Below are 25,820 nucleotides of genomic sequence, written 5' to 3' on the forward strand. Positions count from 1 at the left end.
AATGACCGAACTTCTAACCTCCCCGCTCAATGCCAAGCACGAGGAACTCGGCGCTACCTTCACGGCCTTTGGGCCGTGGAATATGCCGCTGAAGTACAACAGCGAGCTGGAAGAACACCGCGCCGTTCGTACCAGCGCCGGCCTGTTTGACCTCTCCCACATGGGAGAAATCTGGGTCAATGGGCCCGATGCCGGCAAGTTCTTGTCCTACTCCTTCATCTCGAACCTGGATTCGCTGAAGGTGGGCAAGGCCAAGTACTCCATGATCACCGCTGAAGACGGCGGCATCATCGATGACCTGATTTCCTATCGCTTCGAGGAAGAAAAGTTCCTCGTTGTGCCCAATGCCGGCAATGCCGATATCGTCTGGGACGAGCTCAATAAGCGCGCCGAGGGTTTTGACGTTGAGCTCAAGAACGAGTCCCGCGATGTTGCCATGATCGCCGTGCAGGGCCCCAAGGCCGCAGAGATCCTCGTCCCGCTGGTAGAGGACAATAAGCAAGAGGCCGTCTACGAGCTGGGCTACTACGCCGCCACGATGGGCAAGGTGGCGCGCACCTTCGCCATCATCGCGCGCACCGGTTATACCGGTGAGGATGGCTTCGAGCTCATCGTCTACAACTCCGATGCCCCTCAGCTGTGGGATGAATTGCTCAAGGCGGGCGCGGAATATGACATCAAGCCGTGCGGCCTAGCGGCGCGCGATTCGCTGCGCCTGGAGGCCGGCATGCCGCTCTACGGCAACGAGCTCTCCCGCGATATCACCCCGGTAGAGGCGGGCATGTCGCGCGCCTTTGCTAAGAAGGAAGCGGACTTCGTCGGTGCAGAGGTCATCCGCAAGCGCGCCGAGGAAGGCCCTCAGGTCGTTATCTCCGGGCTCACCTCGGATCAGCGCCGCGCCGCGCGCGCCGGCGCCGAGGTTTTCCTCAATGACACCAAGGTCGGCACCGTCACCTCTGGTCAGCCCTCCCCCACGCTCGGCCACCCGGTGGCCATTGCGCTGCTCGATACCAGCGCGGAGCTCAAACCGGGCACCGCAGTCGAGGTAGAAATCCGCGGCAAGCGTTATCCTTTTGAGGTAACCGCGTTGCCGTTCTACAAGCGCGATAAGTAAGACACCCCAATACCCTAAAATCTCAGCCCGAAAGGACTCCATATCATGTCTAACCTGCCCCAAGACTTTTCCTACTCCGAAGACCACGAATGGGTAAACGCCGCCAAGGACGCCGTGGAAGGCAAGACCGTTCGCATCGGTATCACCTCCGTGGCCGCAGACCGCCTGGGTGAGGTCGTCTTCGCAGAACTGCCTGAGGTTGGCGATACCGTCACCGCCGGCGATTCCTGTGGCGAGGTCGAATCCACCAAGTCCGTATCTGACCTGTTCTCCCCGGTCACCGGCACCGTGAAGGCCGTCAACGATGCCGTGCACGATGACTACGCCGTCATCAACAACGACCCCTTCGGTGAGGGCTGGCTCTTCGAGGTCGAGGTGGATGAAGCAGGCGAGCTGATGGAGGCTGACGAATACGCCTCCGCGAACGGCCTCGACTAAAAGGCGGTTCGTTCGACCCACTCGAACATAAAATGATGCGGGAGGATGCCACGGCATTCTCCCGCTTTGCTTTCCTCGCTTTGCTTTTCCCCACCAAAGAAGACGACACTGGAGATTATGACTGCACCACGCGATCCTTTCTTTCCCGCTGAACGCTCCATTCGCGCCTCGGACAAGCCGCTTGAAATACGCCACTTGGGCCGTATGGATTACCAAGAAGCGTGGGATTATCAGGCAGAGGTGGCGGCTGCGCGCGCGCAGGGCACGCAGGACGATGTGATCTTAGTGGTCGAACACCCCAATATTTATACCGCGGGCAAGCGCACCCAGCCGGAGGATATGCCGGATAACGATCTGCCGGTTATCACCGTGGACCGCGGCGGGCGCATCACCTGGCACGGCGAAGGGCAGTTGGTGCTCTACCCCATCATCAAGCTGGCGGAGCCTGTCGATGTCGTCGATTATGTCCGCCGCCTCGAGGAGGCCACGATCCAGGCGGTGCGCGAGATGGGCGTGACTACCGCAGGCCGCATCGACGGCCGCTCTGGGGTGTGGGTTCCCTCTACCACCCAGGCCAAGGATCCTTCCGCCTCGCAACGCGATCGCAAGATTGCCGCGCTGGGGATCCGCATTACCCGCGGGGTGACCATGCACGGCCTGGCGCTCAATTGCAGCAATACGCTGGAGTATTACGACCACATCGTGGCCTGTGGCATCGATGATGCAGATATCACCACGCTGTCGCTAGAACTCGGCCGCGAGGTCACGATGGAGGAAGCCGCTAAGCCGCTTTTGCGGGCGCTTGATGATGCCCTCTCGGGCCGACTCATCGTCGCCGATCACAGTTTCGGTTCCGCGCCCGATCCCACGAAGATTGCGAATGAGAAGGCGCGGGAGCGGCGTCGGCAAGCGCAGGCTTGAGCCCGGTGGCCCTAGTTTGGGGCTAGCGTGGAATAGTTGTGCGCCCGCGCGCCTTGAACCTAGAAGAGCTATTAGCCATCACCATCTTTGATCGATAAAGTGAGTATTTGTGACTGTAAAGCCTGAAGGACGCAAGATGCTCCGCATTGAGAAGAAAAATGCGGAGTCGCCCATCGAACAAAAGCCGCGGTGGATCCGCAACCAGGTACGCACCGGACCGGGCTATGAGGACATGAAGTCCCGCGTGGCCGGCGCTTCCCTGCACACCGTCTGCCAAGAAGCCGGTTGTCCGAATATCCACGAATGCTGGGAATCCCGCGAGGCAACCTTCCTCATCGGCGGCGATAAGTGCACCCGCCGTTGCGACTTCTGCGATATCGCTACCGGCAAGCCGGAGCCGCTCGACCGCGACGAGCCGCGCCGCGTGGCCGAAAACATCCAGGAAATGGACCTCAACTACACCACCATTACCGGTGTGACCCGCGATGACCTTCCGGATGAGGGCGCGTGGCTGTATGCGGAGATCGTGCGCAAGATCCACGAGCTCAACCCGCACACCGGCGTGGAGAACCTCACCCCGGATTTCTCTGGCAAGCCGGACCTGCTCGAAGAGGTCTTTGAGGCACAACCGGAGGTCTTCGCGCACAACCTGGAGACCGTGCCGCGCATCTTCAAGCGCATCCGCCCGGCCTTCCGCTACGAGCGCTCCCTCGATGTCATCCGCCAGGCCCACGACTACGGCCTTATTACCAAGTCCAACCTGATTTTGGGCATGGGCGAGACCGAGGACGAGGTCGAGGAAGCACTGCGCGACCTGCGCGAGGCTGGCTGTGACATCATCACCATCACCCAGTACCTGCGCCCCGGCCCGCGCTTCCACCCCATCGAGCGCTGGGTGCGCCCGGAGGAATTCGTGGCCCACTCCAAGCTGGCCAAGGAACTGGGCTTCGGCGGCGTCATGTCCGGCCCGCTGGTTCGCTCCTCCTACCGCGCCGGCCGCCTGTACGTGCAGGCCATGGAAAAGCGCGGCCTGGAATTGCCGGAAAACCTCCAGCACCTGAAGGAAACGTCCCAGGGCGCTACCGCCCAGGAGGCATCCACTTTGCTGGATAAGTACGGCCCCTCCAAGGAAACCCCGGTGACCACCCGCATGGCCAAGACTCCGGCCAATGCTAATTCGGTCGCGGCAACCGTGCGCTAAACCTCGGAATATTCTTATTCGGCCCTCGCCATCTGCGGGGGCCGTTTAACATTTATGTCACCTGACCTTTAAAGTAGGAACCATGGCGAAAGATGACAAAGCAGCCCTGAAAGCTGCCAAGAAGCAAGAACGCGCGGCCAAGCGCCAAAAGCGTAAGCAAACCTGGTCACAGTTGTGGCAGGCATTCAATTTGCAGCGCAAGCAGGATAAGGCGCTCATCCCTATCATGCTGGCCGCCTTCCTCGGCGTCGGCCTATTATTCTTCCTCATTGGCACGCTCTTTAATGGCCAGTGGTTCATGCTGATTATCGGCTTGGGTTTGGGCGCGCTTTTGGCGATGTTCCTGTTTACCCGCCGCTTGGAACGCGATATGTACAAGCGCGTCGAAGACCAGCCCGGCGCCGCCGGTTGGGCCTTGGAGCAGCAGCTGCGCAATACCGTCGGCATCGTGTGGTCCGTAAAGTCCGGCATCGCCGCCACCCGCCAGCAGGACCTTATCCACCGGGTCATCGGCAATGCGGGCGTCATCTTCGTGTGCGAGGGCAATAAGAACCGCCTTCGCCCCACCCTTAACCAGCTGAAAAAGCGCGTGGACAAGATTGCCGGCGGCGTGCCGGTCTATGAAGTCTACGTCGGCACCGGCGAAGACGAGGTGCCGGTATCCAAGCTGCGCAACCACCTCATGAAGCTGCCGCGCAACTACAATAAGAACGCCACCTACGACAATATCCGCCGCATTGAGGCCATGGACTCGATGCCTGGGACGATGCCGGGCATGCCCAAGGGCCCAATGCCGCAGCAGGCACAGAACATGTCCGGCATGAACCGCCGCATGCGCCGCGCGCAACAACGCAAGGGCAAGGGCTAAACACACCGTTAGCCCTTCGCCTTGGCTAGGCTTTCGGCTCTCGCCTTGCTCTACAACACAAACAGTCCCTGCAACCACCCGATTGGGAAAGGTTGCAGGGACTGTCGTGGTTTTCGTGGCTATACGGTGCGCGGGACTTATCCCCGCGCGCCGCTAAGAGTTAATAACGATGGTGCCCGTCGCACGGTCGTGCATGCCGCGCCCGTCCGCATCCACCATGGCGGCTGGGAAGATGACGCCGGTCAGCAGCGTGCGCACTGCCGCGCGCCAGAGCCCCACCTGCGCGCCAGGCACATCCAGGCGGGCCACGCCCATACCAAGGATGAGCATTCCGGGAGTGCGTGCGAATAGCCAGCCACATACGATGCCCATTAATGCCCAGAGCGCGTAGCCCAAAAAGGACACGCCGCCAAGCTGCGTGGTGACCATGTGGATGACGTTGGCCAAGAGCATGCAAATGATCCAGTCAATGGCCACGGCGCCTGCGCGGCGGCCTACCGACGCCATGGATCCGGGTCCGGATTCCGGCAGGCCCAGGTTTTCACCGGGCCACCGTCCGGGGGTTCCTGCATCGTCATATTCGCCCGGAATATTGGGCCCATCGAGCCACGTGCGCTTGTCTGCCATGCTCACCAATTTAGTTGCCCCTCACTCAGAAGTGAAACGAGGCTATTGGCCATGCCGGCCGGATAAAACTAGTAGGCTATAGGCAGATAATTCATCGGCCAACAAACAGGAGGCAATCTTGTCTTTCGAGACAGTGCAGGACATCGTCCAATATATTCAGGATGAGGACGTAAAGTTCGTAGATGTCCGCTTTACGGACGTCCCCGGCACCGAGCACCACTTTTCCATCCCTGCCAGCGAATTTACTGAAGAAGATGCCGAAAATGGCTTGGCCTTTGATGGTTCTTCCATTCGTGGGTTTACCACCATTGAGGAATCCGATATGACGCTGCTGCCGGATCCGGCCACCGCGCATATCGATCCCTTCCGTTCGGCGAAGACCCTGAATATCAAGTTCTTCGTCCATGATCCTTTTACCTTTGAGCCCTTTACCCGTGACTCGCGCAATATCGCCCGCAAGGCCGAGGAATACCTGCAGTCCACGGGCATCGCCGATACCTGCAACTTCGGCGCCGAGGCCGAGTTCTACCTCTTCGATTCCGTGCGCTATGGCACCGATATGCAGCACGGTTTCTATGAGGTGGACTCCGATGAAGGCTGGTGGAACCGCGATAACGAGACCAACCTGGACGGCACCCCCAATACCGGTTACAAGACCCGCGTAAAGGGTGGCTACTTCCCCACCCCGCCGTACGATAAGCACAGCGAGGTCCGCGATGACATCGTGGCCAACCTGCAAGAGGTCGGATTTGAGATCGAGCGTTTCCACCACGAGGTGGGCGCGGCACAAAACGAGATCAACTACCGCTTCAACTCCTTGCTGCACGCCGGCGATGACATCCAGACCTTCAAGTACGTGGTCAAGCGCACCGCCCAGGAGTGGGGCAAGACCGCGACCTTCATGCCTAAACCACTAGCCGGCGATAATGGTTCCGGCATGCACGCCCACATGTCCCTGTGGAAGGATGGCGAGCCCCTCTTCCACGATGAGGCTGGCTACGCCGGGCTTTCCGATATCGCCCGCTACTTCATCGGCGGCATCCTCCACCACGCCGGTGCCGTGCTCGCCTTTACCAACCCAACGCTGAACTCCTATCACCGCTTGGTTCCTGGCTTCGAGGCACCGATCAACCTGGTGTACTCCCAGCGCAACCGTTCGGCTGCGATCCGCATCCCGATCACCGGTTCCAACCCGAAGGCTAAGCGCATCGAGTTCCGCGCCCCGGACCCATCCAGCAACCCATACCTGGCCTTTGCCGCCATGATGATGGCCGGTGTGGATGGCGTAAAGAACCGCATCGAGCCACACGCCCCAGTGGATAAGGACCTCTACGAGCTTCCGCCAGCAGAGGCCGAGTCCATCCCACAGGCACCGACCTCCCTGGAGGCCTCCCTAGAGGCTCTGAAGGAAGACATGGACTTCCTGACCGAGGGCGATGTCTTTACCGAGGACCTCCTCGAGACCTACATCAACTACAAGTACGAAAACGAGATCAACCCCGTGCGCCTGCGTCCCACCCCGCAGGAGTTCGAGCTCTACTTCGACTGCTAAAGAGACGCTAGTTCTCAGCTAGCTCCGGATAGAAGGCAGCCACCTAACCAATGCTTAGGTGGCTGCCTTCTTTTGCTTACGGCGGTACCGCTGGGCTGCCCGAGAGCTTCGTCATAGTCGTCGCCCACTTTGAGGCTGGACGCTCTCTGCAGCACACATGAGGGTTTTCACCAGGTAAAAAGCGGCTCAGTCTTAGTATGCGGATTCGGGTGAAATTAGAATCTGGGTAGTGACTGATAAAATCCACCAACTTCCCCCTCCTGGGCCTGCATGGGCCGGCAGCCTCATGGGCACCTCCATCGTCTCGCGCATGTTGGTTGAAGAAGACATGTTTGTTGCCGCTGGTGTATTTGCCGCACTTGCATGCGCCATCTTCGTCGTGCTGACTGCCGGTTACGCGCGCTATCGCAGTCCGCGGTTTGAGCGGACCACCATGGCGGAATGGTCCATGTTTTTCATCGGCGTCCTCGCGCTTGGGGCGGCATTATCCGGTTTGACGGACATTGGAATATTCCGCCTCGTCGGCTTTTGGGTAGGTGGTCCCGTCACCGTCATCACGTGGGGCATTCAGCTCACTCGCTTCGATGGAGATCCGCGCTTTACCTGGGGTCTCCCCTTGGTAGGGCCAATGATTTCGGCATCGGTAGCCGGGTGGTTGGCCCGCGATTACGGGCAGATTTACCACATCATGGGTACCGCGCTCTTCGCTATGTCTTTGCTGACGGCAGTCCCGGTATTTGTCTACGTCTACTGGGCGGCGTGGCACGGCAAAGTGGATTTTAGCGGTGGAAAATCCGCCACCGCGTGGGTGCCACTGGGCGTGGTTGGGCAATCTACTACCGCAATGCAGATCCTCTACCCCGGCAGTGTCTCCGTGTACTACGGGCTTATCGCGCTCGCCATCGCCATCCCGTTATCGCTGTATGCGATGGTGAACTTTTATCCGCAAGCAGCCCGCTGGGTTCCCTATTCCCCTGCGTGGTGGGCGTGCACCTTTCCGCCTGGCACCGTGAGCATGGGCGGGCACCAGACCGCATTGGTCAATGGTTCAGAATGGCTTGACGTTATCGCGCTGAGCATTCCCCTGCTGCTTATCGCTCACTGGTGCCTGTGCTCAGCGCGCTTCTTAGGCTGGCTCTGGGAGGGCCGCACACGCAAAGAACTGACTCACTAGGTGATGTCTTCCCTCGTCTATCATCGGGCCATGAGCTCTTCGCCTATTACCTTCATTGCCTGGGATGCTGCGGACCTTGCCGGGGTGCGGGAGGTGCTCGCCGGCTTGCGGCGCGACGGGGTCTTTTTATTCCGAGCAAGCCTAGCGCTTGAAACCTCCTGGCTTGGCGATGGCGCCCAGGATTTCTATGGCACCGCCTGGGAATGGGGGCCAGACGATAGCGAGCTATTTTTTGAGCTGGCGCGCCGCAGCAAGCTGCTGATGACTATCGATGCCACGGTCATTTGCTGCGGTTACGACGAAGACGTGGAAGAGGCCAGGGAGTGCATCGCCCAAGAGCTGGTCGTAGCGAACAACGCGCAGGAGTTAAAGCGACTGCTCATAGGCGCGGAGGAAACGCGCTAGAGCCCGGGCTGCTCGCTGCGCTTCATCCAGCCCATGCGGGGAGAAAAGCCTTGCGGGTGCTTGAGGTGCGCCACGGCATCCGCGATCATCAGGCGATGGCGCCGCGACACGCTATCCGGGAGGTGGGCCACCGAGAACCACTGCGCTTCGGTATTTTCTTCATCGCTGATGACGGGCTCGGCGCCGTCGGCGACAGATAGGCGCAGCGCGGTGCTCATGAACATGCATTCATCGCCATTGGGATAGGTCACCGGACCGGATTGGCCAACACCGAGGAGCGCTTCCACCTTGGCATCGAGGCCCACCTCTTCCTTGACCTCGCGCAAGGCGGTGGTGGTAATCTCCTCGCCCGGCTCGCAGATGCCTTCGACCGGGGTCCACACGGCATTATCGGCACGCTTGACTAGCAGTACGGACGGCACCTCCCACAGGGCCGCACCGGTTGGTACATCGCGGAGAATGATGGCGCTGCACGCGGGGACGAAGATCTGATCGTGGCCGATGGATTCGCGCAGCTTCACAATATAATCAGGCGTTGGCATACCACCTAGCGTAGCCAATTGTGCCTGATCCTATGCCACGGGGCCGAGGACCTTCAGTGCCAATTCCTGGATATCCGGTGCGGTGGTAAAGGCCACGTCGATGTTTTGTTGCGTGTCTTCGCAGCTATGCCCCTCGTCCAAAGGCTCGGTGATTCCAGAGACCAGCCCCACGATGGTCTGCCGGCCATCCACATCGCCGTAAACGGGCCCGCCGGAATCCCCGACCGCGCTGCACATCTCCGCCAGGGCGGCGTTGGAATCGTGTTCTAGGCCCTGGTAATTCAGTTGTGTGGAATCCACCGCGTTTTTCACGTTCCCGCAGGTCACGATGGTAGAACTGCCCAGCTTGCATACCGCGTCCGGCAGCTTGTCCAGCTGCGTGGCTACGGTGGTGGCTACCTCGCCTGGGGTGAAGTACTGCGCATCGCGGTACAGCTCGATGAAGGCAACGTCTAAGTGATTGGTCTCCTCGGCAAAGAAGTCCGAATAGATCACCTCGCCTACTGGATCGGCTGGGTAGGCGAAATCGCCCTCTTGGGTTCCGGCCCAGACCTTATCGCCAGGTTTGCCGCAATGGGAGGCTGTCACGGCGATGGTGCGGCCATCGGCAAGCGCGAAGGACCACGCCGCGGTGCAGGACTGGAAGTTAAAGTACTCGCCCGGCTGCGGGTCACTCGTGGTTAAGTTCAGCGCGGCGCCTGGGGGCACCGGCACCACCGCGGGCTCATAAAACTCGTTCGGCGGCGCCGGCGGTGGCGTGTCAGTGGATTGCGCAACCACCCCATCCTGCTGCTGGGTGGCATCGGTGCTACACGATGCCACCGTAAAGAGCCCTACTACTGCCAGCAGGCTACTGGCTATTCGTACCCGCGTCACCTGCAGAGTCCTTGTCCTGTTCTTCCTTATCCGCCTCTGCTTGTGCTTTTAAGTCGCGGATGAATTTTTCCGGATCGAATTCGGTATAGTGCTCCGGCCCGGCGAAGTTTTCTAATGCCATGTGGTTGCTACACCTCCGTGTTCTTGATGCTCGAGGTAATAAAGTCCTTGACCGCTGCGGCATCGTTGGGCAGATCCGCCACGTGGCGCTCCGCATCTAGGATGTCAGCGAAACGCTCCGGTGGCTGCGGCGCGCTCCCGATGGCCTCGGTAATGGTTTCGCTGAATTTTACCGGCAGTGCCGTTTCCAGGCAGATAATGGGCGTCGTCACGCCCTCTTTTTGGGCCGCACGCGCCACCTTGATGCCATCGGCCGTGTGCGGATCCGCCAGGTAACCATAGCGCTCGTGGACGTCCTTGATGGTGGCGAGCCGATCATCGTGGGTGGAGGAACCGGAAAAGAAACCGTAGTCTTCACGCGCGGCCGTGATGAGCTCTTCTTCCAGGTTAAACCCGCCTTCTTTGACCTTGGTGCCAAAGAGATCCGCAACGCGGGCAGCATCGCGGCCTAAAAGATCGAAGGCGAAGCGCTCGAAGTTCGAGGCGCGGGAAATATCCATAGACGGCGACGAGGTGGCCATGGTTTCCGCGGCCGGACGCGGGCGGTAGTTGCCGGTGCGGAAGAACTCATCCAAGACGTCATTCTCATTCGTCGCCACGATGAGGCGATCGATGGGAAGGCCCATGCTGCGCGCGATGTGACCAGCGCAGATATCGCCGAAGTTACCGGTAGGAACGCTAAAGGATACCTTCTGCTCGTTAGTATCGGTGACCTTGATCCAGCAGGAAATATAGTAAACCACCTGGGCTAGCAGGCGCGCCCAGTTAATGGAGTTGACCGCGCCGATGCGGTAGTTGGCCTTAAATTCCGCATCGCTGGAGACGGCCTTTACCACGTCCTGGCAATCATCAAAGACACCGTCGAGGGCGATATTGAAGATATTCGGATCATCCAGGCCAAACATTTGGGCCTGCTGGAAGGCGGTCATGCGCCCGGCTGGGGTCAACATGAAAACGCGGATGCCGTCGCGCCCGCGCATGGCGTACTCAGCAGAAGAGCCGGTATCGCCAGAGGTAGCGCCCAAAATATTCAGCGTCTCCCCGCGGCGGGCAAGCTCGTATTCAAAAAGCTCGCCCAAAAGCTGCATGGCCATATCTTTAAATGCAGCGGTGGGGCCCTCGGACAGGTGGCCGATAAAGAGGGCATCGCCAAGCTCAGTGACCGGCACGATCTCTGGGGAGGCAAACTTCGGGTTGGTATATGCCCGGGCTGCGATTTTATCCAGATCCTCGTCTGGAATATCATCGATAAACAGCTTGATGACCTCGGCCGCAAGGGCGGCATAGCCGTTGGTTTTCACCACATCGCGCCACGCATCCAACGTGGCGGAATCTAGTTGCGGGTAGGTTTCAGGCAGGTAAAGGCCGCCATCGGGCGCGAGCCCTCCTAAAAGGATATCCGTAAAGGATGCGGGCTGGCCGGTGGTATCACGGGTCGAAATATACTTCACAAGATGAATCCTAGTAGTTAACGCGTAAGGTATCAGCCATGTCGCAGCCAAATCCCAGAGAAGTTATCACAACCCAGGCGTTAATGATTTGGATCGCGGCAATGGCGGTCTACCTCGTAGCCATTACCGGGCGGTCTTCCTTCGGCGTCGCCGGCCTTGATGCCATCGAGCGCTTCGACGTCGATGCCGGGCGCATCGCGGTATTTACCTCCGTGCAATTGGGCGTTTATGCCATCGCGCAGATCCCCACCGGCATGCTGATCGATAAATTTGGCCCCCGCATCCTGCTCGTGGTGGGCGCGGTCATTATGGGCGTTGGCCAGGTCATACTCGGCTTTACCAGCAATTACGGGGTAGCTATCTTCGCACGCGTGCTCATCGGCGCCGGCGATGCCACGGGCTTCTTATCGGTGATGCGCATCCTGCCTTACTGGTTCCCGCTGCACCGCACACCGATGTTTACCCAGGTGACCTCCTCCATTGGCCAGATGGGCCAATTCATTTCCGCCGTCCCCTTCCTCTGGTTGCTAGGAACTGCGGGATGGACCGCGGCGTTCGTGACCTTGGGCGCAGTAGGCATCCTCGTTGCCATTGCCGCCGCCGTCGCGGTCGCTGACTCCCCAGAGAAGCTCGGGGTTATCCCTTTAGAAAAAGAACCGCCCAATTCCCAGGGCAGCAGCATCGGTGCCCGCTTAAAGGCGGTCTTTACCTCGCCCATCGCCTGGCAAGCATACTTTATTCACTACAGCGGCATGTTGCCGCTGATTGTCTTTGTCATGCTGTGGGGCATGCCCATGATGACCCAAGGCATGGAACTATCCAAGGGCAAGGCCAGCCTCGTGCTGACCCTCTTGGCCGTATTTTTGGTTCTGGTCGGGCCCTTACACGGCCGGATTTCCTCCCGCGCGCAGAATATCCGCCCATGGGTCGCGCTCGGGTTCGTGTGCCTGCACGTGCTGACCTGGGTACTATTCTTCGCCTTCGGCACCGGCGGGGGTCTGGCGGCCATCACCGTGGTCTCCTTTATCTTGGCGCTGTGCACGCCGACGTCGAATTATGGCTTCGACATCATCCGCGAGAACATGGACCGCTCTGTCGTGGCTACCGCCACCGGCTTGGGTAATATGGGCGGGTTTACCTCCGGCATGTTGGGCGCGCAATTATTCGGCATGGTCTTGGATCACTCTGCCGATGCCCCCAATTACTCTATGCCCGATTTCACCTCCGCCGCCCTCGCCGTCCTCGCCGTATGGCTGTGCGGCATGGCTGGTGTCATCATCACCCACATCCTGCGCCGGCGCGGCGGCTACGCGGGGCCATCCGTGCGGATCGTGGAAGTAACCTAGCGGTCTATTCGGGTCTTTCGGCCCCGTCCACCGTGGTGTCGGCCGCCTCTGCATCCTCCGCCTCTGCATCTTCTGCGTCTGGGTCCAAGATAAAGTTGATGGTCCCCTCAGGGTCTTCGAGGAACTCCCTGGTAGCGGCCACGGCCTCGGCCTCGTCAAAGGAAATGCGCTGAAAGCCGGTGTCATTTAATTCCACGATATCGGCATTGGGGCAGCCTAATAGGATGGGTGAATGCGTGGCGATAAATACCTGCGCACCGCGGTCAACGGCCTGGGCGATTTCCGCTATCAATGCCAATTGCCGGACGACGGACAATCCCGATTCTGGTTCATCCAGAATATAGACCCCAGCGCCGTCAACTCGCTCATAGAGCACATCGAAGACGGACTCGCCGTGCGAGCGGGCCTGCACATCCACCTGGGTGGGCAGGGTGGAACGCCCGCCGGTTTCCTCGGGGGATTGCTCGCGCGATAGCAGGTATTCATGGGTTTCCGCCCGCAGGAAGTAGGCGCGCTGGATAAGCTCCGTGCACTCACAAGCCACCGGGCTTACTGGCAAGATTGCTTCCGGATCCCCCATCCGGCCGCCCTTGGGAGAGCACCCAAGATCCGTTGCCATGGCGGCCAAGAGGCTGGATTTTCCTATGCCGTTATCGCCGACGAAAATCGTCACCGGGCGGGTAAAGGAAAAGCGCCTTAAATCCGCTAGGTAATCGAAGGCAGGCAGGCTGCGGCGATAATCCCGCGGCATGGATTTCAGGCGAATGGCATCAACCAACATGCCTGGAACTTTAGCAGCAGCGGCGGTGCACAGATAGGGTAATGCACGCTATCTCTTCGCTAGCGCTGTTGCTACCTCGAGTGCGGACTTGAGGTGCAGGATTAATGGATCCCCTGTTGCTGCTTGGGCAATGGTCTCTGCTGGCACCGTATTCACCGCAAAGGCAATCGCCAATCCCCCGCTAATAGGAAATACTATGGCTGCGGCCACCGCCAAGGTTGTAGATAATCTATTGCTTATTGTCATCGTCTCCTCCAGTCCCTCGGTAACGCACACCATTATTCGTTACCGTTTCGTTATGGGATAACTCTAGGGAGACGAGCTGTTAAGGCCATGCCGTCAGTCTGCCGGTTTCCTGAAACTTCTTGGGGCCGTTCGCAGGCAATCCGTGGCCACGGCCTGGCCTAATTCGCCGGGGCACTTTCGGCCACGATGCCATCGCTGGCGGGGATGACAATCCCCTTTTCGAAGGCCCCGATGATGGCCTTTTCATCGTCTTCATCCAACTCACCAGAGGCCACGGCGCTCTTTAATTCGCGCTCGAGATACTGCCGGACATCAGACTTTCCGGATTTATTCTGGGTAATATCGCGCGGCACCGATTCCAGGGGAATGCCCAATGCCTTCGCCAGCGACATCACGCGATTGGCCTCCGAAGACGCATCGCCTCCTACCGCACCATTAACCTGAGCGGGCGCTTCTTCCTGTACCACTCCCCCGGCTACGGCATCGCCCACGGTCATCGTCCCTTTAGGCGGCTGATGGCGGCTGGTTGCCCACGTGCCAACGACGACGGCGATAATGGCCGCCACGGCGATACAACCCCAGAGGTAGATAAGCTTCCTGCGGTGGGCTCCCGAAGATTTAGCCATGTTAATCCGAATTTCCTCCGAAGAAGCCATAACCATTACCGCGCGAGGAATTGCCAGTGCCGCGTTCATTCAAAATATCAATGAGCGAGCGAATCGTGGCCTCCCCAATGCCGTCGCCGCGCCCGCGCGAGCGGGAGTCCGCACCGCCCTCACGATCAAGGTCGTCTTGGCGATGCAACGCATCGAGGTTCTGCCCGCCGCGGGACGCGCCCGTGTGTGGGGCCGAGACCGCAATGGTCAAGGTGGAGCCATCTAATTTTAGGACGTCATCATCGCGGACCCCTGCCGCGCGAGCGGCGGAAAGCAAGGCGGCCAATTCTCCCACGGTGGCGGAGTCCACATCGAGCTGCAGCTGAAATGACATACCAAAGATCCTTTCTCTAACTTGTTCCTACTTTAGGGCCCGATACTTCAAAAGTTAAGGGAATTAGCGCTGTATAGACCAAGTTATGCGGCAACTTTAAGAATGCTCGAAGGATTCCTCCTCTCCCCAAAAGACTTCATCGACCACCTTGCGCGCGTGCCGGGTCAATTTCAGGTACGTATCCAAGAAATCCTGGTTATTCTCCGGCGTCCACCCGGCCGCGCCAGCTACCTGGGCCAATTGTGGGCCAGGACCTGGCAATTGATCCACCCGCTTGCCGCGCACCAGCACCAATGCGTTGCGGGCATCCGTTGCCATCAACCACGCATCTCGCAGGTCGCTGGTTTGCGCGGCGCTTAAGACGCCGCTTTCTTCCAGCGCATCGAGCACCGGCAGGGTCCCTGGTTGGCGCAGCTCTGGATGCTCGTGCCCGTGCATCATAATCAGCAGCTGCACCGTCCACTCAATATCGGTCAGCGCCCCGCGCCCCAGCTTCGTGTGGGTGGTGCGATCAGCTCCCCGCGGCAGGCGCTCATTATCCACGCGAGCCTTCATGCGCCGGATGGCGCGAATGGTGGATTGGCTCGCGCCGCTATCCGGGTAGCGGTATTCATCGATCATCTCCATAAAGCGCTCGCCCACTTCCTTATCCCCGGCGATGAAGGCCGCGCGCAGCAGCGCCTGCATTTCCCAGGCCTCGCCCCACTCGCGGTAATAGCGCTTGTAGGAGGCAATGCTGCGCACCACAGCACCCGAACGCCCCTCCGGGCGCAGGCCCAAGTCAACGTCCAAGGGAGGATCCCCAGAGGGCTTGGCAAGGCGGCGGCGCAGCTTATCGACGATCCCGATGGCCCACCGCATGGCCTCGCCCTCATCGTCTGCTGCGTCAGGCTCTGCCACGAAAAGGACATCCGCATCGGAACCGAACCCAAGCTCACGGCCGCCGAGTCGGCCCATGCCAATCACCGCAATGCGCGCCGGCGGTTCCGCATCCTCGTGGTCGTTCCGCCATGCCCGCACCTCCGCGCGCAGGGCGGCTTCCAGAACGGCGTTCCAGATAGTCGACAGCTCTTGGCACACCTGCTCAACGGGGATGATCCCTAAGAGATCGCCGCTGGCGATGCGCGCCAGCTCCACCCTGCGCAGCGAGCGCGCGACCGCCACCGCCTTATCCGGGTGCGCATGGCGTTTGCTGGAATTAACCAGCGCCTTAGATACCTGCTCAGGCTTGGTTTCGAGCAACTTGGGGCCGGTCGCGCCATCGGAAAGCTGCTTTACCGAATCCGGGGCGCTGATGATAAGGTCCGCGGTAAATGGCGAGGTTCCTAGGATATGCATTAAGCGCTGGCCGACGATCCCCTCATCCCGCAAAATCCGCAGGAACCACGACTTATCCCGGGCGGCCTCTGAGAGCTTGCGGTAATTGAGCAACCCCATATCCGGGTCCGCGGTGTCTGCCAACCACTCCATCAAGGGGGGCAACAAGATGGCTTGAATGCGTGCCTTGCGCGACGTCCCGGACGCCAGGGAGGTCAGGTGCTCGAAGGCGCGATCCGGCGAGCTATAGCCCAATGCCGCAAGCTGTAGCTTTGCCGCCTCGGGCGAAAGTTTGAGCTCATCGGCGGACATGGTCACCACGGAATTGAGAAGTGGGCGATAAAACAGGCGCGAGTGCAACTCGGAAATGCGCATCCTGATGCGGCGCAAATGCGCGAGCATGCCCTGCACCGCAGACTTAGTGCCCTGCGGGGAGAACCCCGAAATCACCGCGAGCCAGTTCAGGCCCGCTTCATCATCGTCTGCCGGCAGGGTGTGCGTGCGGCGGAAGCGCTCCAATTGCAGGCGGTGTTCTAAAAGGCGCAAGAATTCATAGGCCTCAATGAGCTGCGTGCCATCCTCGCGGCCCACGTAACCGGCGGAAATAAGCGCGTCGAGGGCATCTACCGTCGACAACGCGCGCAGGGATTCATCGGAGCGACCGTGCACCAATTGCAGCAATTGCACCGCGAATTCGATATCGCGCAGCCCGCCGACGCCCAGCTTGAGCTCGCGGTGTTTGAGCTCATCCGGCACATTATCCAATACACGCCGGCGCATGGCTTGGACGTCTTCCACGAAGGAATCGCGCTGCGAGGCCGTCCACACCATCGGCCGAATCTGTTCCAGATAGTCCTGCCCCAGCGGCAGGTAACCGGTCATCGCCCGCGCCTTGAGCAGCGCCTGGAATTCCCAGGTCTCTGCCCACCGGCGGTAGTAGGTCACGTGCGAATCCAGCGTGCGCACCAGCGCCCCAGACTTGCCCTCCGGCCGCAGGTTCGCATCGACATCAAAAAATGTCGTGGAACCAATCCGGTTAAACTCCGCGGCTAGCCTGGTGGCCTTGGGCGTTGCCTCGCTGCCGACGAAGATAACGTCCACATCGGAAATGTAGTTGAGCTCGCTGGCACCGCACTTGCCCATCGCCATGACCGCAAGCTGCGCATCGAGCGGTTCGTCGCCGTAGATCTTGCGCACCGCAACGGCAAGGGAGGCGGTAAGGGCGGCATCGGCAAGCGCAGTCGTCAGCGTGGTGACCTGCCGGAAGCTTACCTCCGGCTGCGGGCGAGATTGCCCTTTGCGGGAGTGGAAGGTACCCGCCACATCGTGCGCGGCAAGCCGCATCATCAGCGTGCGGTACTGGGTCCGCATCTCTTTTTTATGCTCGCCCTCGCTCGCGCGGTACGTACCCGGCGCACTGAGATCGTCCCTCGCTGGATCAGGAGCATCGAGCTCTGCAGCGAACGTTGCCGGCTGCGCCCCCACCGTTTCAAGCAGGCTAGTCAGCATCTCTTCTGGCTCTGGGAGGGGCTTTTTCAGCTCCTCCCACAGCTCCGGGTGCGCGGCGAGGTGATCCCCAAACGCCGTCGACGCCCCCAAGAGCGCGAGAAGGCGCACCCGCACCTGCTCATTGCTGCGGATTTCCGCATCGAGCTCCGGGGCCTGCTCGTAAATGCGCACGAGGTTATTAAGCGCCAAATCTGGATCACCGACCGCAGCCAGCGTCCATAAAAGGTCAACGGACTCCGGGTTATTCCATCCCAGTTGTTCTAAGTCTTGTGCGGCATGGGACCGGCTAAGGCCCAGCGACGCCGGCGAAGGCACCGTGGCAGGACGCATTATTCTCCTAGAAGTTCAGGTTGTTGCGCAGCTCGACTGTCGTAATTTGGCGCTGGTAATCGCGCCATTCTTCCCATTTGGCGCGCAAGAAGAACTCGAAGACGTGCTCGCCCAAGACCTCTGCCATAAATTCGGACTTTTCAAACTCGCGCAGGGCTTGGTCCATGCTGGAGGGAAGATCCTTATACCCCATGGCGCGGCGTTCCCGGTGGGTGAGCTGGTGGACATCGTCTTCAGCGGGATCGTCTAATTCGTATCCTTCCCGGATGCCGCGCAGCCCGGCTGCGAGGATGACCGCATAGCCCAGGTATGGGTTCATGGAGGCATCGATGGAGCGGATTTCCACCCGGCGCGATTCTTCCTTGGTCAAGCGGTACGTCGGCACGCGCACCAAAGCGGAACGGTTCTGCACGCCCCATGTGGCCGAGCCCGGCGCCTCATTGCCAAACATCAGCCGCTTATAGGAGTTGGGCCACTGGTTGATAATGGGGCTCATCTCAGTAGAGTGCTCCAAAATCCCGGCGATGAATTGCTTAGCGGTGCGCGAGAGCGAAAATTCATCGTCCGGATCGTGGAAAGCATTGGACTGGCCTTCAAACAGGCTAAAGTGCGTGTGCATTCCGGAGCCCGGGAGATCCTCAAAGGGCTTGGGCATAAACGTTGCCCGCACATTGGAATCCGTGGCCACCTGCTTAATAACGCGCCGGAAGGTCATAATATTATCCGCCATGGTCAGCACATCGGCGTGGCGGAGATCGATTTCCTGCTGGCCCGGCGCGGTTTCGTGGTGGCTAAATTCGGTGGCGATGCCGAGTGATTCCAGTGCCAGCATGGCGCGGCGCCGGAATAGCGGCGCGGTATCGTGCGTCGCTTGGTCGAAATACCCGCCATTATCGGTGGGGACCAAGTCTGTCAGTTCCTTGCTGTGTTCCAGCAGGTAGAACTCGATTTCTGGTGAGGCCATGCAGGTAAATCCATCATTGGCGGCCTCGGTGACCTGGCGGCGCAGGATATGGCGCGGATCTACCACGGAGGGCTGGCCGTCTGGCTGCGCAATATCGCAGAACATGCGCGCCGTTTGCAGGTCCGGCTCGTTGTCATCAAAGGGCAGGATTTGGAAGGTGGAGGGATCCGGCAGCGCAATGGTGTCTGATTCCGAGATGCGGGAAAACCCCTCTACCGACGAGCCATCAAAGCCAATCCCCTCCTCAAAGGCTGATTCGAGTTCGGAGGGGCTCATCACTACGGATTTGAGGGCGCCCATGATATCCGTAAACCACAAGCGGATAAAGCGGATATCGCGTTCCTCAACGGTGCGTAAGACGAATTCGTGTTGGCTATTCATGCCCTAAACCTTACCGGCTCACCGCTAGGCAGTGTGCAGTTCATTAGTCAATTTCCACATGGTCAGATTCGCAGGTCGCCAGAGTATTCAGGGGGTAGCTAGCGGGGGTTATAGGAGCAGGTACGGCTGCGCGCACGTGCTTTGCTAGTGGGGCAAGCGAACACCTGTACAACCTTTCTAAAGGAAGAAACTAGTATGACCTCCCACGTTGATGAACTTTCTGCCAGCGTTATCGATGCCATAGTTACTGCCGCCCAATACGGGTGGTCCCCGGACGATTTACGCCACGTCCTGGGCGCTTATTCCTATCCCCTCATCTACCGCGCTAGCCCGCACGTACCTGCCCGCATCACCTCACCCGCGCTGCGCAAAGCGTGGCTGCAATTAGAAGCACCGCAAGAAAGTTTCATTCCCCCCGATAAAATGCGCGCCATCATGAAAGAGCTGGTGCACCTGCCGCGTTTGCGCGATACCGAACTTTTAGCAGGCGGCGAGTTGAGCCAGGCTGGTGACTCTAGCGATAAGCAGGATAAAATCCGCCACAAGATTTTGGGGCTATTGCGCAAGGCCGAGTCCACGTCCTTTGCAGAAGAGGCAGAGGTGCTTATTTCTAAGGCCCAGTCGCTGCAGCAGAAATACCGCATCGAAGATCTCTTGACCGTGGACCAGCCCCGCCTCATTTCCCACCGCGTGCACGTTCACCCGCCATATATCAAACACCAGGTCACCTTGTTAGGCACCATCGCCAATGCCAATGGGTGCACCACCCTCCTCATCCATGAAAAGGGCCTTGCCTGCATCATCGGCGCGCCCGAAGACGCCGCCCACTGCGCCGATCTATTCTCCTCGCTGAACCGCCAATGCGATTGGTACATGCGCAATAGCGAGGGTGCCGAGTTTGCACGCGCAACACAGACCACCGCAGCCTATCGCCGGAGCTTTCGGCTTTCCTATGCCGCCCGGATCGGGGAACTGCTGGAGCTGGCCAATGAATACGGCATCGAAGAAAAACTCGATGAGTCTCCCTATTGCAGCCACCACGCGGAGCTCATCGCCACCCAGACGCTACCTGCACTGCAGGCCCGCACCGATCATGCCGAGGAAACCCGCGACCGCCTATTTCCCAACCTGACCACATCCTCGCTATCTATGAATAGTCTGCATGGCATCACTGATGGCATCACGGCCGCGGATAAGTCTCACTTGGGTGGGCCTGCCACTGGCATCGATTCTTAATACCGGCGGCCCCCTCACCCCGCGGCTTCTTCTGCCCGCTTTCAGCCCATGGTGTCGGCTGCGCATTTCTACCTGTGCGCACAGCAAACGCTGCGAAATTTTTCAGGCGATCGCTGCGCGTCACGGGTAGGATCACAGGTGAAATTAATTGTTGTAAAAGCTTAAGGGTATGTGAATGTCAACACAGACTTTCCTGGAAGTAGAAGCGAAATTCGCCGTAGCAGAATCGACTCAACTACCTGAACTCACTCGACTCGAATCCGTTGACCATATAGCAGAAACGCGCCGCCACGCTCTATCCGCCATTTATTACGACACGGAAGATTTGCGCCTAACGCACGCCAAAATCACCTTGCGCCGCCGCACCGGCGGCAATGACGATGGCTGGCACATCAAGATCCCCAGCGAGGGTGGCCGGACCGAGATCCATGCCGAGCTGGGAGAACCGGTAGACGGCAAGTACGAGGTACCCCAAGAGCTGGTACGGCAGGTGCGTTCCATCGTTCGCCACAACGAGTTAAACCCCATCGCGCAGGTGGATAATAACCGCACCGAGATGCTGCTTGCGGATGAGCACAATAATCCGGTCGCGGAATTCTGCGATGACCACGTCACCGCCTTTTCCTTCCTGCCCGGCGGGCAGCAGCAATCCTGGCGTGAATGGGAGGTAGAGCTTGCCGGTGAGCTTCCAGGCACCGAAGCGGGAAGCCAGTTCATCCGCCGCGCCACTTCACTTCTCATCGGCGCTGGGGCGCGCGTTTCTTCGTCCCCGTCTAAGTTGAAGTCAGCCCTGGGAGATTCCTACAACAATGCTCCCCTACCGCCCGCGCTCATTACCCCAGACGTTGATGAGGATTCCCCAGCAGCCGCAGTGATTACAGCGCTGCAAGCCAACCGGGACAAGCTCATTGATTACGATCCGCGCGTTCGCCGCGATGAGTGGGACTCGGTGCACCAGATGCGCGTGGCCACCCGCGAGCTGCGCAGCCACCTGCAGACTTTTCACGGCATTGTCGTCGGCCCACAGATTGAGAAGATCGAAGCCGATCTCAAAGAACTCGCCGGCATTTTGGGCGTAGCCCGCGATGCAGAGGTTGTGGAAGAGCGCTGGCAAGAGCTCTTGGAGTCCGAGGACTCCGATACCTTGGATGCCGCCACCCGCGAACACATCTCCCGCGATATGGGAACGGCCTACCGGCGGGCGCACCGCAGGGTTATCGCCGCGCTAAATTCTGAAGAATACCTCGAATTGCTCGAGTCCCTTGACCGCCTATTGGCGGATCCCCCGACGGCCGGTGCCCAGTCTGCAGAAGATGCCGACAGCGAAGACGATTCCGCTACCGTGGACGCTGACGGGGATACGTCTGAGGATGCAGCCGAAAATTCTGCCGAAGAATCCGCGGAAACGCACCCCGCAGAGGAAGAACCGACCGCTGAAAAGAAGACGGAAAAGTCCCCCAACGCCGGCGATGCGGAGGCCGAGGACGTCGATGCCGTGATGGCACGCCACTTGGAAAAGACCTACAAAAAGTTGGTCAAGCGCCATAAGAAGGCAGTAGACAACTGGGATAACGCGGAGCTTTCACTGCACGAGCGCGAGGATTATTTCCACGATATGCGCAAGGCGGCCAAGAAACTGCGTTACGCAGCAGAGGCAGCCGGTTCCGCAACGAAGCTAAAGACCAAGCGTCTGTACAAGGCCTGCAAAAAGATGCAATCGGTCTTGGGAGATTTCCAAGACTCGGTTACCTCCCGGGATAAATTGCTCGAGCTATCCCAGAACGCGCACCGCCGCGGGGAAGATACCTTTGGTTACGGCCTGCTGTACCAGCGCGAACGCGCCATCGGCCTGGCCGCCTTGGATGATTACAACGAGTCTTTCAAGGACATCAAGGCCGCATTTAAGCCGCTGCGCAAAAAGCTGAAGAAGTAGCGGGCCGTGGCACCAGTTGTGGCGCGTTAGGCCGCATTGGTAGCTGCCAGGTGATGGTTGGGAATTAAACTAGTCCCAGCCATCATCTTCTTTATCTGCGGCATCGGCGGCTTTGGTGCGAGCGCGCGCAATTTCTATGGCGTGCTCGGCCTCTTCGCGGGTGTCATAGGGGCCCATGCGGTTTTCCCAGCCGAATACTTTGCCCTTGCTGACTTCCTTGGTGGAAGGGTCGTAATACCACTTCTCATCTGCTGTAGTCGCCACGGTAGTCCCTTTCGTCTATATACTTTGGACAGCACGTGTGCGCCGCCCGCCTGTGGTTGGTGCCCACACTACCCATGCATGAAAACACGCGCCCGCTAGAATATGAGGGCAGTATTTCTTTTCATGCCTCCCTTGCACCGTCAAGCAGAGCAAGGGAGCCGCTTTATCGGCTACTTTGTCCATGGCGCTAGCCCGCGCCACGTAGCCGCGTGATTTTTATCCGCCGAATTGGAAAAGGAGCTTTTGCCTTCATGCCACTGTGGTCGACGCCTAAGTCCCCTATTGCTGAGCGCGTTGCACAACAACACGCCTCTATCGTGGAAACGGAGCCCACCCATGTCGCCAGCGCGCCCGCGACCTGGCCGCTCATTGGTGAGCATATCGATCATTATGGGGGCATCGTCGCCGCAAGCCTGTCGGATCTCCGCGCGGCGGCGGCCGTCAGTTCGCGCAAGGATGGCATCGTTTCCGTCCACTACGTGCCGGCAATCGGGGAGCCTGCGCACGATTCCATTGGCCTTCAAGAGGTGGCGGCGCTCGCTGCGGCGCAACAACCCACGACGGACTCAGAGGGGCAACCGGTCATCCCGCCCGCACCAGAAGGTGGGCTGGCCGCGCGCATCGGCGGCATCGTGCATACCATGGTCAACCGCCAGTTACTGTCCAGGGAGACGGCTGGAGCGGATATCACCATCGTGAGCGATATCCCCAACGATATCGGCTTAGGCGCCGCATCGGCGGCGGATGTTGCCGTAGCGCTTGCCTTAATGGGCCCAACCGATAACCTCGACGCGCCCTTGCGCGTGCGCGTTGCGGATGTCTGCACCCAGGCGGTGACCACCTTTGCCCATAAGCCCGCCCTTCGCGCGCGCCACACCGCCGCGCTGCGCAGCAGTGGCGACGGTGTGTGCATCATCGACTATGCCGATGGCTCGGTCACCCACGCGCCCCACGTCGTGGACCAAGACGTGGTGGCCTTCGCCGTGGCGGTGCCCGGGAACACTGCGGAAGAACAGTCACAGGCAATTGACGCCATCCGCCAGCGCCAGCAGTTTATCGATGATGCTTGCCATTCCTTCGGCACAGAGTCGCTGCGCTTATTGCCCGATGCTCAACAGCGCGTGGTGGAGTGGCTCAAGGCGGTGCACAAGGTCTACGGCGAGGAGGGCCGCCCCAGCATCAATGCGGCTACTGAGTGGATGGCATTTTATGAGGAAGAGACCTCCCGCGTGGAGCACTTCGTGCGCTACCTGCGCTCGCACCGCCGCAACGAGCTTTTCCCCATTGTGTTGCAGTCGCAGGCCTCGCTGACCAATATCTATGGCTTCGATTCCGCAGAAAAGCTCGCGGAACTGGTCACGGTCCGCGGCGCGGTGGCCGCGCGCTCGGCGCACGCGGGGCTATCTGGAGCCGTTATTGCTTATGTCCCCAGCAACCGCGCGGAAAACTTCGCGGCGGATTTGGCAGACGATGGCTTCCTACTGGTGAAGCTGGCCGCAGGCGAGCCCGCCAAAGTAGAAGATTAAGGGCGAATGAGCCGGCCTATAAGCCGGATTCTGTCTAACCGCAGCGCCCCATTAAGCGGAACGCCGCGCGGCGAACATCCATCTAGACCAACCGTTGCCAGTTGGTTCCAGCAGCTACCTTCAGGCTCGGGCGAGCAGCCTTAAAACGCCTGATCGGGCCCTGCAACGTGGCAGGGCCGTGATGCCTTGCTCCCGGTGGGGTTTACCCAGCCACCGCCATCACTGACGATGCTGGTGCGCTCTTAACGCACCGTTTCACCCTTACCTTGTGTCCCCAACTTGAGCCGAAACGCAAGTGGAGGCACAAGGCGGTCTACTTTCTGTTGCACTTGCCCGCGGGTCACCCCGGGTTGCCGTTAGCAACCACCGTGCTCTGTGGAGTCCGGACTTTCCTCGACTTTCACTTGCGCCCACCAGCTGTCAGCACAGTTTGTCAGCCGCGATCGCCCGGCCGGCTCATTCACCCGCTCCATCTTCGTCGATAGCCGCGCACCTGTGCAAATCTGCTGGAACACTCTGCAAGGCGCTTAGTCGTAACGGATGACTTTTCGTCCATCGATGCTGCCGTCGTGCAGCTGTTTGAACACGTCGTTGACATCGTGAATGCTGCATTCGGTGACATCTGGTTTCACCTTGCCGCGCGCATAAAAATCAATGGCCTCGGCCAGGTCTTGACGCGTGCCGACGAGCGAGCCACGAATTGTCAGCCCCTTCAGCACGATGTCGAAGATGGACGCCGGGAATTCCCCTGATGGCAGGCCATTGAACACGATGGTTCCGCCGCGTTTAGCCATCTCGATGGCTTGCCCGAAAGCATCCGGGTGCACCGCAGTCACCAGCACTCCGTGGCTGCCACCGTCAGTAAAGTCCTGCACCGCCTGTACCGGGTCAACTTCGCTGGCGTTCACGGTAAATTCTGCGCCGTGGCGCTTGGCCAGCTCCAGCTTGGAATCGGAAATATCAACGGCGATAACCCGCATGCCCATCGCGTCGGCGTATTGCACCGCCAGGTGCCCCAGGCCGCCGATACCGGAGATGACGACATATTGACCGGGCTTGGTCTCGGTCATTTTCAGACCTTTGTATACGGTCACGCCTGCACATAGGATCGGTGCGACTTCTACCGGGTCGCTACCTTCCGGGATGCGTGCGCAGTAGCGTGTGTCAACGAGCATATATTCGCCGAAGCTTCCGTCGACGGTATAGCCGCCGTACTCTGCTTTCACGCAGCGGGTTTCCCAGCCAGTTAAGCAGGATTCACATTCGCCGCACGTCGACCAGAGCCAGGCGTTGCCGACAAGGTCGCCTTCGTTCACGAACTGTTCACCCGGCCCAAGCTTGACGACGCGCCCTACTCCCTCGTGTCCGGGGATAAACGGTGGTTCTGGTTTTACGGGCCAGTCACCTTCTGCAGCGTGCAGGTCGGTGTGACAAATCCCGGATGCCTCGAGTTTCACGAGTGCTTGGTGCTCGCCGGGTTCTGGGAGTTTTTCTGCACGGACGGTGACATTAGGGCCGAATTCTTCCACGACTGCTGCCGTGAATTCCTTCGGTGGTTGTGTGGACTGTGCGGTTCTGGTTGGTGTAGTCATTGCTTCTCCTCCTCTGATTGGTGAGCTCAAGCAATGAGCTCTGGTTAATGAGCAAACTGCCGAATTTCAGTATAGAAACAAAATAATAAAATGTGAAGCAAATCACTTATTGGGTA

General features: G+C 59.6%; 24 protein-coding genes and 1 other RNA gene. 12 read left to right on the plus strand and 13 right to left on the minus strand.

The genetic code is table 11. The features are described from left to right. Position 1: 1 nt before the first annotated feature. From gcvT to HMPREF1287_RS04735, 5 genes are all read left to right on the plus strand, one after another. On the plus strand, positions 2 to 1,114 hold the full coding sequence (gene gcvT / locus HMPREF1287_RS04715; protein WP_023017203.1) for a glycine cleavage system aminomethyltransferase GcvT: 1,113 nt from the start codon (positions 2 to 4) through the stop codon (positions 1,112 to 1,114). A 45-nt stretch (positions 1,115 to 1,159) separates the two neighbouring features. Further along, positions 1,160 to 1,552, plus strand: coding sequence for a glycine cleavage system protein GcvH (gcvH, locus tag HMPREF1287_RS04720; protein ID WP_005278306.1), 393 nt, complete (start codon positions 1,160 to 1,162; stop codon positions 1,550 to 1,552). Positions 1,553 to 1,669: 117 nt separating this feature from the next. Then, positions 1,670 to 2,473 carry a lipoyl(octanoyl) transferase LipB gene (gene lipB / locus HMPREF1287_RS04725; protein ID WP_023017202.1) on the plus strand — a complete coding sequence of 268 codons (804 nt, stop codon included), beginning with the start codon at positions 1,670 to 1,672 and terminating at the stop codon, positions 2,471 to 2,473. A 136-nt stretch (positions 2,474 to 2,609) separates the two neighbouring features. Then, on the plus strand, positions 2,610 to 3,674 hold the full coding sequence (gene lipA / locus HMPREF1287_RS04730; protein ID WP_005278301.1) for a lipoyl synthase: 1,065 nt from the start codon (positions 2,610 to 2,612) through the stop codon (positions 3,672 to 3,674). An 82-nt stretch (positions 3,675 to 3,756) separates the two neighbouring features. Next, on the plus strand, positions 3,757 to 4,542 hold the full coding sequence (locus HMPREF1287_RS04735) for a DUF4191 domain-containing protein (RefSeq protein WP_005283977.1): 786 nt from the start codon (positions 3,757 to 3,759) through the stop codon (positions 4,540 to 4,542). Positions 4,543 to 4,695: 153 nt separating this feature from the next. Here HMPREF1287_RS04735 and HMPREF1287_RS04740 read toward each other — a convergent pair whose 3' ends face one another. Beyond that, on the minus strand, positions 4,696 to 5,169 hold the full coding sequence (locus HMPREF1287_RS04740) for an RDD family protein (protein WP_005278294.1): 474 nt from the start codon (positions 5,167 to 5,169) through the stop codon (positions 4,696 to 4,698). A 118-nt stretch (positions 5,170 to 5,287) separates the two neighbouring features. Between HMPREF1287_RS04740 and glnA the strand changes: the two genes are divergently transcribed. The 3 genes from glnA (at position 5,288) to HMPREF1287_RS04755 (ending at position 8,300) form a co-directional block, all read left to right on the plus strand. Continuing rightward, positions 5,288 to 6,721 (plus strand): type I glutamate--ammonia ligase, encoded by a 1,434-nt coding sequence (glnA, locus tag HMPREF1287_RS04745; protein ID WP_023017201.1) that lies wholly within the window; start codon positions 5,288 to 5,290, stop codon positions 6,719 to 6,721. A gap of 229 nt (positions 6,722 to 6,950) precedes the next feature. After that, entirely contained in the window at positions 6,951 to 7,895 is a 945-nt protein-coding gene (locus HMPREF1287_RS04750) for a TDT family transporter (protein WP_084519542.1), read from the plus strand. A 30-nt stretch (positions 7,896 to 7,925) separates the two neighbouring features. Beyond that, positions 7,926 to 8,300 carry a hypothetical protein gene (locus HMPREF1287_RS04755; RefSeq protein ID WP_023017199.1) on the plus strand — a complete coding sequence of 125 codons (375 nt, stop codon included), beginning with the start codon at positions 7,926 to 7,928 and terminating at the stop codon, positions 8,298 to 8,300. Here the strand turns inward: HMPREF1287_RS04755 and HMPREF1287_RS04760 are convergent. From HMPREF1287_RS04760 to thrC, 4 genes are read right to left on the minus strand one after another with little or no spacing between them, the layout of a single operon-like run. Next, the gene (locus tag HMPREF1287_RS04760) at positions 8,297 to 8,842 is read right to left on the minus strand and encodes an NUDIX domain-containing protein (protein ID WP_005278283.1); all 546 of its coding nucleotides are present in this window, start codon (positions 8,840 to 8,842) and stop codon (positions 8,297 to 8,299) included. The genes HMPREF1287_RS04755 and HMPREF1287_RS04760 overlap by 4 nt on opposite strands. 30 nt (positions 8,843 to 8,872) lie before the next feature. Then, on the minus strand, positions 8,873 to 9,718 hold the full coding sequence (locus HMPREF1287_RS04765) for a trypsin-like serine protease (protein WP_023017198.1): 846 nt from the start codon (positions 9,716 to 9,718) through the stop codon (positions 8,873 to 8,875). Then, positions 9,693 to 9,839, minus strand: coding sequence for a hypothetical protein (locus HMPREF1287_RS12575; protein WP_023017197.1), 147 nt, complete (start codon positions 9,837 to 9,839; stop codon positions 9,693 to 9,695). The genes HMPREF1287_RS04765 and HMPREF1287_RS12575 overlap by 26 nt, the downstream gene beginning before the upstream one ends. 7 nt (positions 9,840 to 9,846) lie before the next feature. Further along, positions 9,847 to 11,289 (minus strand): threonine synthase, encoded by a 1,443-nt coding sequence (thrC, locus tag HMPREF1287_RS04770; protein WP_005278277.1) that lies wholly within the window; start codon positions 11,287 to 11,289, stop codon positions 9,847 to 9,849. Between the two features lie 38 nt (positions 11,290 to 11,327). Between thrC and HMPREF1287_RS04775 the strand changes: the two genes are divergently transcribed. Beyond that, positions 11,328 to 12,635, plus strand: a complete 1,308-nt coding sequence (locus HMPREF1287_RS04775) for a nitrate/nitrite transporter (protein ID WP_034654141.1) — start codon at positions 11,328 to 11,330, stop codon at positions 12,633 to 12,635. A 4-nt stretch (positions 12,636 to 12,639) separates the two neighbouring features. On the opposite strand, the gene HMPREF1287_RS04780 is transcribed toward HMPREF1287_RS04775, so the two are convergent. From HMPREF1287_RS04780 to HMPREF1287_RS04800, 5 genes are all read right to left on the minus strand, one after another. Then, the gene (locus HMPREF1287_RS04780) at positions 12,640 to 13,416 is read right to left on the minus strand and encodes an AAA family ATPase (RefSeq protein WP_023017195.1); all 777 of its coding nucleotides are present in this window, start codon (positions 13,414 to 13,416) and stop codon (positions 12,640 to 12,642) included. Between the two features lie 404 nt (positions 13,417 to 13,820). Beyond that, on the minus strand, positions 13,821 to 14,288 hold the full coding sequence (locus tag HMPREF1287_RS04785) for a hypothetical protein (RefSeq protein ID WP_034654143.1): 468 nt from the start codon (positions 14,286 to 14,288) through the stop codon (positions 13,821 to 13,823). 1 nt (position 14,289) lies between these two features. Further along, positions 14,290 to 14,652, minus strand: coding sequence for a hypothetical protein (locus tag HMPREF1287_RS04790; protein WP_023017192.1), 363 nt, complete (start codon positions 14,650 to 14,652; stop codon positions 14,290 to 14,292). Positions 14,653 to 14,748: 96 nt separating this feature from the next. After that, positions 14,749 to 17,808 (minus strand): bifunctional [glutamine synthetase] adenylyltransferase/[glutamine synthetase]-adenylyl-L-tyrosine phosphorylase, encoded by a 3,060-nt coding sequence (locus HMPREF1287_RS04795; protein WP_023017191.1) that lies wholly within the window; start codon positions 17,806 to 17,808, stop codon positions 14,749 to 14,751. A 7-nt stretch (positions 17,809 to 17,815) separates the two neighbouring features. After that, positions 17,816 to 19,153, minus strand: coding sequence for a glutamine synthetase family protein (locus HMPREF1287_RS04800; protein ID WP_023017190.1), 1,338 nt, complete (start codon positions 19,151 to 19,153; stop codon positions 17,816 to 17,818). A 195-nt stretch (positions 19,154 to 19,348) separates the two neighbouring features. Between HMPREF1287_RS04800 and HMPREF1287_RS04805 the strand changes: the two genes are divergently transcribed. Both HMPREF1287_RS04805 and HMPREF1287_RS04810 read left to right on the plus strand, forming a co-directional pair. After that, positions 19,349 to 20,389: a DUF2786 domain-containing protein gene (locus HMPREF1287_RS04805; protein WP_023017189.1), complete on the plus strand. Its 1,041-nt coding sequence runs from the start codon at positions 19,349 to 19,351 to the stop codon at positions 20,387 to 20,389. Positions 20,390 to 20,564: 175 nt separating this feature from the next. Beyond that, positions 20,565 to 22,322, plus strand: a complete 1,758-nt coding sequence (locus HMPREF1287_RS04810; protein WP_023017188.1) for a CYTH and CHAD domain-containing protein — start codon at positions 20,565 to 20,567, stop codon at positions 22,320 to 22,322. A 69-nt stretch (positions 22,323 to 22,391) separates the two neighbouring features. On the opposite strand, the gene HMPREF1287_RS04815 is transcribed toward HMPREF1287_RS04810, so the two are convergent. Beyond that, positions 22,392 to 22,586 (minus strand): hypothetical protein, encoded by a 195-nt coding sequence (locus HMPREF1287_RS04815; RefSeq protein ID WP_023017187.1) that lies wholly within the window; start codon positions 22,584 to 22,586, stop codon positions 22,392 to 22,394. Positions 22,587 to 22,837: 251 nt separating this feature from the next. On the opposite strand from HMPREF1287_RS04815, the gene HMPREF1287_RS04820 reads away from it, so the two are divergent. Next, positions 22,838 to 24,112, plus strand: coding sequence for a galactokinase family protein (locus tag HMPREF1287_RS04820; RefSeq protein ID WP_023017186.1), 1,275 nt, complete (start codon positions 22,838 to 22,840; stop codon positions 24,110 to 24,112). A 3-nt stretch (positions 24,113 to 24,115) separates the two neighbouring features. Here the strand turns inward: HMPREF1287_RS04820 and rnpB are convergent. Beyond that, positions 24,116 to 24,571, minus strand: an RNA gene (rnpB, locus tag HMPREF1287_RS11965) — RNase P RNA component class A. A 68-nt stretch (positions 24,572 to 24,639) separates the two neighbouring features. Next, the gene (gene adhP / locus HMPREF1287_RS04825) at positions 24,640 to 25,704 is read right to left on the minus strand and encodes an alcohol dehydrogenase AdhP (protein WP_005278221.1); all 1,065 of its coding nucleotides are present in this window, start codon (positions 25,702 to 25,704) and stop codon (positions 24,640 to 24,642) included. Positions 25,705 to 25,820: the final 116 nt, after the last annotated feature.

The organism is Corynebacterium sp. KPL1986, assembly GCF_000477975.1.
Lineage (GTDB): Bacteria > Actinomycetota > Actinomycetes > Mycobacteriales > Mycobacteriaceae > Corynebacterium > Corynebacterium accolens.

Coding starts and splice junctions, on each gene's coding strand:
- lipB (WP_023017202.1), top strand. CDS start 1,670: ATGACTGCACCACGCGATCCTTTCTTTCCCGCTGAACGCTCCATTCGC.
- gcvT (WP_023017203.1), top strand. CDS start 2: ATGACCGAACTTCTAACCTCCCCGCTCAATGCCAAGCACGAGGAACTC.
- HMPREF1287_RS04775 (WP_034654141.1), top strand. CDS start 11,328: ATGTCGCAGCCAAATCCCAGAGAAGTTATCACAACCCAGGCGTTAATG.
- HMPREF1287_RS04805 (WP_023017189.1), top strand. CDS start 19,349: ATGACCTCCCACGTTGATGAACTTTCTGCCAGCGTTATCGATGCCATA.
- HMPREF1287_RS04780 (WP_023017195.1), bottom strand. CDS start 13,416: ATGTTGGTTGATGCCATTCGCCTGAAATCCATGCCGCGGGATTATCGC.
- HMPREF1287_RS04760 (WP_005278283.1), bottom strand. CDS start 8,842: ATGCCAACGCCTGATTATATTGTGAAGCTGCGCGAATCCATCGGCCAC.
- HMPREF1287_RS04795 (WP_023017191.1), bottom strand. CDS start 17,808: ATGCGTCCTGCCACGGTGCCTTCGCCGGCGTCGCTGGGCCTTAGCCGG.
- adhP (WP_005278221.1), bottom strand. CDS start 25,704: ATGACTACACCAACCAGAACCGCACAGTCCACACAACCACCGAAGGAA.
- HMPREF1287_RS04800 (WP_023017190.1), bottom strand. CDS start 19,153: ATGAATAGCCAACACGAATTCGTCTTACGCACCGTTGAGGAACGCGAT.
- HMPREF1287_RS04740 (WP_005278294.1), bottom strand. CDS start 5,169: ATGGCAGACAAGCGCACGTGGCTCGATGGGCCCAATATTCCGGGCGAA.
- HMPREF1287_RS04735 (WP_005283977.1), top strand. CDS start 3,757: ATGGCGAAAGATGACAAAGCAGCCCTGAAAGCTGCCAAGAAGCAAGAA.
- HMPREF1287_RS04820 (WP_023017186.1), top strand. CDS start 22,838: ATGCCACTGTGGTCGACGCCTAAGTCCCCTATTGCTGAGCGCGTTGCA.
- HMPREF1287_RS04785 (WP_034654143.1), bottom strand. CDS start 14,288: ATGGCTAAATCTTCGGGAGCCCACCGCAGGAAGCTTATCTACCTCTGG.
- HMPREF1287_RS04755 (WP_023017199.1), top strand. CDS start 7,926: ATGAGCTCTTCGCCTATTACCTTCATTGCCTGGGATGCTGCGGACCTT.
- HMPREF1287_RS04790 (WP_023017192.1), bottom strand. CDS start 14,652: ATGTCATTTCAGCTGCAGCTCGATGTGGACTCCGCCACCGTGGGAGAA.
- HMPREF1287_RS04810 (WP_023017188.1), top strand. CDS start 20,565: ATGTCAACACAGACTTTCCTGGAAGTAGAAGCGAAATTCGCCGTAGCA.
- lipA (WP_005278301.1), top strand. CDS start 2,610: ATGCTCCGCATTGAGAAGAAAAATGCGGAGTCGCCCATCGAACAAAAG.
- HMPREF1287_RS12575 (WP_023017197.1), bottom strand. CDS start 9,839: ATGGCATTAGAAAACTTCGCCGGGCCGGAGCACTATACCGAATTCGAT.
- gcvH (WP_005278306.1), top strand. CDS start 1,160: ATGTCTAACCTGCCCCAAGACTTTTCCTACTCCGAAGACCACGAATGG.